Source organism: Saccharothrix hoggarensis (assembly GCF_042678885.1).
GTDB lineage: Bacteria > Actinomycetota > Actinomycetes > Mycobacteriales > Pseudonocardiaceae > Actinosynnema > Actinosynnema hoggarensis.
Genome location: NZ_JBHTLK010000492.1, coordinates 1 through 1,176, shown reverse-complemented (window position 1 = coordinate 1,176; position 1,176 = coordinate 1). Strand labels below are relative to the sequence as shown.

Sequence of the window (1,176 nt, the reverse complement as noted above, 5' to 3'; positions counted from 1 at the left end):
CGCACCGGCAGGTGCACCACGTTGGTGTGCTCCCGGCCCGCGTCGTCGGCCTGGTGCTCGTCGTGGTCGTGGGCGGTGGTGGTCATCGGGTCACCTCGTTTCGGGTCGGGCCGGTCGGGCGGGGTCGGTGACGGCGTTGCGCAGTTCGCGGGCGTACTCGCTGCCGCAGCGCAGGTGCGCGCGGATGGCGCTGGCCGATGCGGTGGGCGGCAGGTCGCCGGCCGCGATGGCGGCCCGCAGTCGGGGCAGCAGTTCGGCGGCCCGCGCGGACAGTTGTGCCTGAACGATCGGGGTGTCGGCGGTGTCGGCGACGTCCACCGGAACCGGGCCGGTCGGGGTGCCGGCGGGGCTCGCCGACGCCGGTCGGACCGGCGCGGTGTCGGTCGCCGCTGTCGGGGTGTCGGGGCGGGCGGGGGCGGTGTGGTCGAGGTCGGCGAACCCGGCCCAGATGATCGGCATGACGGTGACCGCGCCGACCGCGACCAGGGGGCCGATCGCGTGGGCGAGCAGCGCCATCGGTCGGAAGCCGTCGGCCACACCGGGCAGGTAGGGCCAGACGTTGAGCGTCAGCGTGACCGCCAGCGCGCCGAACTCGACCGCGGTGAGGTGCGGGTGGCGCAGGATGTGCCCGCGGGTGGTCAGGAACGCCTTCGCGCCGACCACGACCAGCAGCACCGCGGACACGAACGGCTCCACCGCCCACGCGGCCCACCACGCCGCGCTGAACCGGGGGACGCCGATGGTGAGGGTGTGGTGCACGCCGGTGGTGGACCACGCCAACGCGCCGATCAGCGCCACCAGGGCCACGACGGTGAGCACCAGGCGCACCCGCGCGGCCTGCCACGCCCGCGCCATCGGGTTCTGCCCGAGGGCGTGCAGGCGGGCGGCCTCACGGGACCGTTTGAGCGCCTTGCGCACCCGCGCGGTGTCCACCAGCAGCGGCGCGGTGTCGCCCTGCAACTCCAGCAGCCGGTGCGCCTCCGCGACCTCGGCGGACAACCGCGCCACCCGCCGCGTGTCCGCGACGACCGGCGCCACACCCACAGCTGGCACGTCGCGGTGCCCGTCGTCGGACTGGTGCTCGTCGGGGACGGAGGCGGGGGCGGAGGCGGCGACGTAGCGCTCCAGCTCGGCGACGGTGGCGGCGAACGGGTCGGACTCGTCGGGGCCGGGCAG

At 75.9% G+C, this 1,176-nt stretch carries 1 protein-coding gene; it reads right to left on the bottom strand.

Annotated features, from left to right (window positions below):
• Window positions 1-90: 90 nt before the first annotated feature.
• Window positions 91-1,176 (bottom strand): hypothetical protein (locus ACFQ3T_RS36710; protein WP_380730790.1); only part of this gene is annotated, 1,086 nt, incomplete at its 5' end.